A 6,521-nucleotide genomic window follows, 5' to 3' on the forward strand; every position below is an offset into this window, starting at 1 on the left:
CCGTCGCATTGCTCGCGACAAGGGGTTCAACCACTTGCTCTGGGGCCAATTCGTTCTCCTTCATTGAAGTCACTGCACGTGCAGACGCTTCCTTATCCCATGGACGGTGAGACCTTGTCTCTTGCGTGTCGTTCGCTTCAGCGGATCGCGTCCCCCGCTCAGTCTTTGCTGTCATCGCTGCCGTCGTTGCCTTCGTCCTGATGGTTGGGTAGCGCCGCCCCCGGCTCGTCGCCCTGTTCTTCGCCCAGCTCATCCTGCGGAGCGTCCCCCTGACCGTCGCCCTGCTCTTCCGGCGCGGTCGCCGCCGAACTGCCGCCCTTGCGCCGCCTTCCACCAGCGCCACCGCCGTCGCGTTCGCGCGGCGCGACGCGCAGGGTGGCCAGCAGCTGACGCGCGAGCGCCGCTTCCGCTTCGCTGCGCTCGGCCCGGCGCTGCGCCGCCGCGAGTTCCGCCTGCACGGTGTCCAGGTCGCCCGCCGCCTTGCGCTGCGCCTGCTCGGTGGCCGCGAGCCGCTCGGCCAGTGCCACGGCCTGTGCTTCCAGCTTGGCCCGGGCCTCCGCCTGCGCCACCGCGGCATCGCGTGCCTCGCTGCGTGCCGCCGCCAGTTCGGCGCGCAGGTCGTCGGCCGTGCGCTCGCTCTTGGGGTAATCGTCCTTTTGCAGCAGATTGATACGGTCAGGCTTAAAAAGACGTTCTAGAACAATGACTTAGTAGTTCTTCGTTTCGCGCTGCACCGTCCTTTCTTTGCGGATTGGTACGCGGTTAGCAGGCGCTGTCTCGCCAAAGTATGCCTGGCCAGCCTGCGAAGCTGCTGTCGTAGCTGCCGCCGCGAAGGTACTGCCGTATTTTGGCCTCGAGCCACTGCGGTGTGCCAATCTGCGGCAGATTTTGCTCTGCGGCGTTTGATGTTGCAGTTATGCCATAGCCTGTCGGATTGTTGCGCCACGGCCTTGGATCAGCGCGTCAATGTAGCGCTCGACACCGAAGCTGAGAATCCCCCGGAAGTTGATGTGCCCGGAATGCCCCGGCCCCATGCGGCGCAGCCAAGCGTCCTCGATGTTCGTGCCCCCCTTGCGAAGTCGCTCGCGACATCGTTCATGCGGTGGGTATTCCACGCCAGAACGATGTTGGTCAGAAGCGCGTGCGCCCCCGAGATCGCCGTCAGCTCATCGCCTCGCCGGCCGCGTTCGTGTGGTACCCGGCCAGCATGGATCGCGCGCTGCAACTGGTGCACCGACTCCCCTCGGCTGAGCAACGTATGGATTTCGCGGCGGAAGTCTTCAATGGTCACGTAGTCGCACAGGAAAATGCTACGCAACAGCCGGCCGAGATGCTCGGCAGCTTTGTGCGCCTTGTTGGTCCGGGCGGCGCTGCCCAACCGTTGCATGGCGAGCTCAGCGCTAATGCGGCCGATACGGATCGATGCCAGCACCCGTAGGAAGTCGTCCCAACCCAGGCGTATGGCTCTCAAGGACAATCGTTTCGAGGTGACACGCTCGATACCCTCCGGCACTTTGAACTCTGCGGGCAGGTACAGCTTGCGCTCCGCCAGATCGCGCAGCCGCGGACATAGATCGAAACTCAAGCCCTTGGCCAAGGCCATCGCGGCGTTCGTGTAGCCGTGCGTGTCCACTGCCAGTAACGACAGGCGGATACGGTCCTCGCTGCGGTTGTGCTGCTCTACGCCCTCGATGGCAACCCCAGCCTGACGCTCGTTCAAGACAATCGGTTGGTCATAGACGATGCCCCAAGATGGCGACGCCTAGTCGAGCTATCCGTTAGGCGGTAGGTGTTGCCCCGGTGCTTACCAACTCGCCATAAGCAGCGCGTTATCGGACCATATGGCCCTGCCGCCGCAACGCAGGCCGCACGCCTCCTCCGCCCGCACCAAGGAGACCGCGCCAAATCGGGGGCTGACTAAGCGGCAAGGCGGTGGTTTTCGTCCCGGGAGGGTTGCCGCGAGCAAGATGCCGACCCATGGCGAGATCAGGTTTGCGGTGGCGAGGCTGATGGCAGCGCCCCACAGGGACGAACTGAATATACCGCATAGTTCCAGCGTACCGATTGCTGTCGCCGAACCCCGGAAAATGTGCCGATTCGTGAACAATGCGGCGGCAGCTAGCAAGCTCGCTCACACACCGCAGTGTTTGCAAGCGACGGCAGAGCCTATCCTCGTCAAGGGTCCCTCGTTTGCATCGCCCTCGCCTCCGATCACTCGGCCACGATAACCGCGAGGAATGCCGGGCAGGGACGCGGCTGGACCCGGCACTGGAGGGACGCGACATGTCTGACACCGGGGTAACGCGCCATGCCGGCGAGGCCAAGGGTGCCGTGAAGCTCATCACGCTTGCATTGCAGGGCGGCGGTTCCCATGGCGCCTTTGCATGGGGAGTACTTGACCGTCTGCTCGAAGACGAACGGCTTGCCATCGAAGGCGTGAGCGCCACCAGCGCCGGCGCCATGAATGCCGCGGTACTCGCCTACGGCTTGCTTAAGGGTGGGCCGCCTGGCGCTCGCGCCGCGCTGCACAATTTCTGGCAAGACGTTTCCGGCGCCGCTCGGCTCTACAGCCCATTCCGAAAATTGCCATGGGAAGTCTGGATGCGTAGCGGCTATGGGCTCGACAGCTCGCCGATGTACCTGATGACGGACCTGCTGCTGCGCGTGTTCTCCCCCTACCAGTTCAATCCATTCAACTTCAACCCGCTGCGCGACGTTCTTGCCCACCACGTCGATTTCGATGCCCTGCGCAGGGATTGCCCGATCCAACTCTACCTGTGCGCAACCAATGTTGAGACCGGCAAGGTGCGCCTGTTCTCGCGTGAGGAAATCTGTCTGAAGGCGGTGCTCGCCTCGGCCTGCCTGCCGTCCCTGTTCCAAGCCGTGGAGATCGACGGCCAGCACTACTGGGACGGCGGCTATGTCGGCAACCCCGCAATCTTCCCGCTCATCTATAACTGCAGCACGCGGGATGTGGTGATCGTCCATATCAACCCCATCGTTCGCACGGGCGTGCCGAAGACCGCCGCGGAGATTCTCAATCGCATTAACGAAGTCAGCTTCAATTCTTCGTTGATCCGCGAGCTTCGTGCGATCAGCTTCGTCACCGCCCTGATCCAGGATGGCAAGGTAGAGCGGGCCGAGATGAAGGAAATGCTGATCCACGCCATCCGCTCGGACCAGACCATGACGGCGCTCGGCGTGTCCAGCAAGCTCAATGCGGACTGGGACTTTCTTTGCCACCTGCGCGACCAGGGGCGTAATGAAGCCGGGCATTGGCTAGCGCAGAACTACAGCGCAATCGGCGAACGCTGCAGCGTCGACTTGCGCAAGGAATTCCTTTGACGAACTCGAAAGGTGAGAACATGAGCTCGCAAGCAAGCACGATTCGTCTGGCCGTCCACTCGCGCGAGAATGGCAAACTGGTCTCGGCACGCGAAGCCGTGCGCCTGATCCGCGACGGCGATACCGTGGCGACCGGCGGCTTCGTCGGCATCGGCTTCGCGGAAGAAATTGCCATCGCCATCGAGGAGCTCTGCCTTGCGCAGGAATACGAGGCGCCAGTCAGCCTGACAAAGCCCCGCAACCTGACGCTGGTCTACGCCGCAGGGCAGGGAGACGGCAAGGAACGGGGCCTGAACCATCTCGCGCTGCCAGGCCTGGTGAAGCGGGTAATCGGTGGACACTGGGGCCTGGTGCCGAAGCTCCAGCAGCTCGCGGCCGGCAACCAGATCGAAGCCTACAACCTGCCGCAGGGCGTGATCACCCATCTGTTCCGCGATATCGCGGCCGGAAAGCCGGGCCACCTCTCGCGCGTCGGACTAGGCACCTTCGTCGATCCGCGCTTTGGCGGCGGCAAGCTGAATGAGCGCACCACCGAGGATCTGGTCGAGCTGATGCGCATCGGGGATCAGGAGTATCTGTTCTACAAGGCCTTCCCGATCCACGTCGCCATCGTGCGCGGCACCACCGCCGATCCCGACGGCAATATCACCATGGAGCGCGAAGCGCTGACGCTGGAAGCGCTGGCGATCGCCATGGCCGCGCACAACTGCGGCGGCCTCGTGATCGTCCAGGTGGAGCGCATCGCCGAACGGGGCTCGCTCAATCCGCGCCAGGTGAAGATTCCGGGCGTGCTGGTGGACTGCGTGGTGCTGGCCCGCCCCGAAAACCACCAGCAGACCTTTTCCACCCCATACAACCCGGCCTTCTCCGGCGAAGTCCGCGTGCCTGTGAGCAGCGTGGCGCCGATGCCGATGAGCGAGCGCAAGATCATCGCCCGGCGTGCGGCCATGGAACTCAAGCCGAACAGCGTGGTGAATCTCGGCATCGGCATGCCGGAAGGTGTCGCCAGCATCGCCAACGAGGAACGGATCCTCGACCTTCTGACGCTAACCGCCGAGCCGGGCGTGATCGGCGGCATCCCTGCCGGCGGGTTGAACTTCGGCGCGGCGACCAATCCGGACGCGATCATCGACCAGCCCTATCAGTTCGACTTCTACGATGGCGGCGGGCTCGATCTCGCCTTCCTCGGGCTGGCGCAGGCCGATCGCATGGGCAACCTGAACGTATCCAGGTTCGGGCCGCGGTTGGCCGGCGCCGGTGGCTTTATCAACATCAGCCAGAATGCGAAGAAGGTCGTGTTCGTCGGCACATTCATGGCGGGCGGCGGCGAGATCTCGGTCGTCGACGGCCAGCTCAAGCTCCACCGCGATGGCATCGCAAGGAAGTTCGTCCAGGAAGTGGAGCATCGCACGTTTTCCGGCCCTCACGCGGCTGCGGCCCTCAAACCGGTCCTCTACATTACCGAGCGTTGCGTATTCGAGTTGAGCGCGCAAGGCCTGGAACTCATCGAGATTGCGCCTGGCGTCGATCTGGAACGCGATATTCTCGCCAAGATGGACTTCGCGCCGATCGTGCGCTCGCCAGCCCTGATGGATGCGCGGATCTTCAGCCCTGAGCCGATGGGACTGCGCGCGGACGTGTTGCGCCTGCCACTGGAAGCACGCGTCAACTACGACGAAGAGAAGAACATCCTGTTCCTGAATTTCGAACAGCTCGAGGTGAAGCGCCCGGAGGACATCGCGGCGATCCGCGCGCAGGTATGCCGCGTCTGCGAACCACTGGGTCATAAGGTCTATACCGTGGTCAACTACGAAGGCTTCGTTCTTGACCGCAGCGTGGAGGATGCCTATGTCGAAATGATCGAGGAAATGGTGCAGCGCTTCTATATCGGCGTGACCCGCTTCACCACAAGCGGCTTCATGCGTGCCAAGCTCGGTGACACCCTCGCCCGGCGCGGGCTTGCTCCCTATATCTATGAGACCGAGGCCGAGGCAGAGGCGTCCTTGCACGATCAACCTGAAAGCCACTGATGCGCACAAGCAGGAGATGCGAACAAGAGCAGCAGCGGGCCGTAACAGAAGCCGCCGTTCATGAAGGCGGCTCCGGAACCAGCTACCACTCGGAAAGCTCTCCGTACAACGATGGGGAGGAAATAATGGGTTCAAAAATGACCGAGCCAGATCTGACGCTCTATCAAATGGTTGACGAGGTTCTCTATTACCTCTGGGATCCCATCGGCGTTGCAAATTCCGCGGGTCCCCGGGATGAATATCACAGGCGGTTCCGGGTCGGAAGCGACGGCCGCAAAGCAGCCGGATGCCTCGGCCCTTGCCGATGCCTTCCCGGTGTCGCGCGTCTTCGTGAAAAATGTCGCCGACGGCAGCGCATGGACTACCTCATCGGCGCGTCAAAACGTGCACTGGAGAGGCGGCGTCTCACATGGAATGCCGTCACCATCCCCATCCATTTTTACCGCTGGGCAGTTCTTTAGGTAGAAGCGGGCTTCCGCGCAGGAAGCCATCTGGCTACAGTGCTGTTTGCCCTCGCAACGGAATACTGGTTCCGGCGTTGGAGCAATAATCGAAATCGCGATCGGCTGTGGCTCGGCGTCGACCACCATATTTTTCAGCGGCGCGTGAGTCTTGTAGTAGATTAAAACGGCCGCGGCGACCGCGACTAGCAGCAAGCTTTTGTGCATGTTGACCGCAACCCTGCTTTTAATTATCCACATGCAAGGATGCCACAACCACATCGTCGTCGGTCTGCCGCCCTGCCGGGATGAGGTTCCAGGATGGTCAGATGTGCGAATTGACGCGCAGGCGGGGTGAGTCCGCCCTGCCCGGGTCTGGCAGGTTCGGAACGGACATTCCAACTTGCCGCTACAGACAAGTTTCGCTCTACAGACGTTATGTTAAATCATAAAACGGTGCACTGCGTGGACATACAGTCGGTGGTCGGTCATGCGCACGAGCTGGTCCGCCCTATGTCGCATAGGAGGTGCGCCTTAGCCCCGTCGCCCGACTGCTTTGAGGATGGACTGTCCGCGATGGGTGTGTAGTGGTCAAGTTATTTCGGACAGGCAGATAGGTTCTTTTTCTGTCGATTTCGCCTCGTAGGCAGCGGGCGACAGATACCCCAGGGTTGAGTGCAAGCGCACCGGATTATAGAAACCAACG

General features: G+C 62.2%; 3 protein-coding genes and 2 pseudogenes. 2 read left to right on the forward strand and 3 right to left on the reverse strand.

The window, feature by feature from the left end; translation table 11 throughout:
* Positions 1 to 158 precede the first annotated feature (158 nt).
* Positions 159 to 641: pseudogene (locus AC3WL8_RS39625) on the reverse strand (DNA-binding protein); the annotation flags it as partial.
* Between the two features lie 273 nt (positions 642 to 914).
* Positions 915 to 1,750: pseudogene (locus AC3WL8_RS39630) on the reverse strand (Tn3 family transposase); the annotation flags it as partial.
* Between the two features lie 533 nt (positions 1,751 to 2,283).
* Between AC3WL8_RS39630 and AC3WL8_RS39635 the strand changes: the two are divergent.
* Positions 2,284 to 3,345, forward strand: a complete 1,062-nt coding sequence (locus AC3WL8_RS39635; RefSeq protein ID WP_492380222.1) for a patatin-like phospholipase family protein — start codon at positions 2,284 to 2,286, stop codon at positions 3,343 to 3,345.
* 20 nt (positions 3,346 to 3,365) lie between these two features.
* Positions 3,366 to 5,375 carry an acyl CoA:acetate/3-ketoacid CoA transferase gene (locus tag AC3WL8_RS39640; RefSeq protein ID WP_153956713.1) on the forward strand — a complete coding sequence of 670 codons (2,010 nt, stop codon included), beginning with the start codon at positions 3,366 to 3,368 and terminating at the stop codon, positions 5,373 to 5,375.
* Positions 5,376 to 5,752: 377 nt separating this feature from the next.
* Here AC3WL8_RS39640 and AC3WL8_RS39645 read toward each other — a convergent pair whose 3' ends face one another.
* Positions 5,753 to 6,076: an excalibur calcium-binding domain-containing protein gene (locus AC3WL8_RS39645; protein ID WP_492380223.1), complete on the reverse strand. Its 324-nt coding sequence runs from the start codon at positions 6,074 to 6,076 to the stop codon at positions 5,753 to 5,755.
* Positions 6,077 to 6,521: the final 445 nt, after the last annotated feature.

The organism is Cupriavidus sp. FW305-F7, assembly GCF_058782875.1.

What these genes read in the sequence shown, in the direction of transcription:
- AC3WL8_RS39640 (WP_153956713.1), top strand. Translation starts at nt 3,366, where the DNA reads ATGAGCTCGCAAGCAAGCACGATTCGTCTGGCCGTCCACTCGCGCGAG.
- AC3WL8_RS39645 (WP_492380223.1), bottom strand. Translation starts at nt 6,076, where the DNA reads ATGTGGATAATTAAAAGCAGGGTTGCGGTCAACATGCACAAAAGCTTG.
- AC3WL8_RS39635 (WP_492380222.1), top strand. Translation starts at nt 2,284, where the DNA reads ATGTCTGACACCGGGGTAACGCGCCATGCCGGCGAGGCCAAGGGTGCC.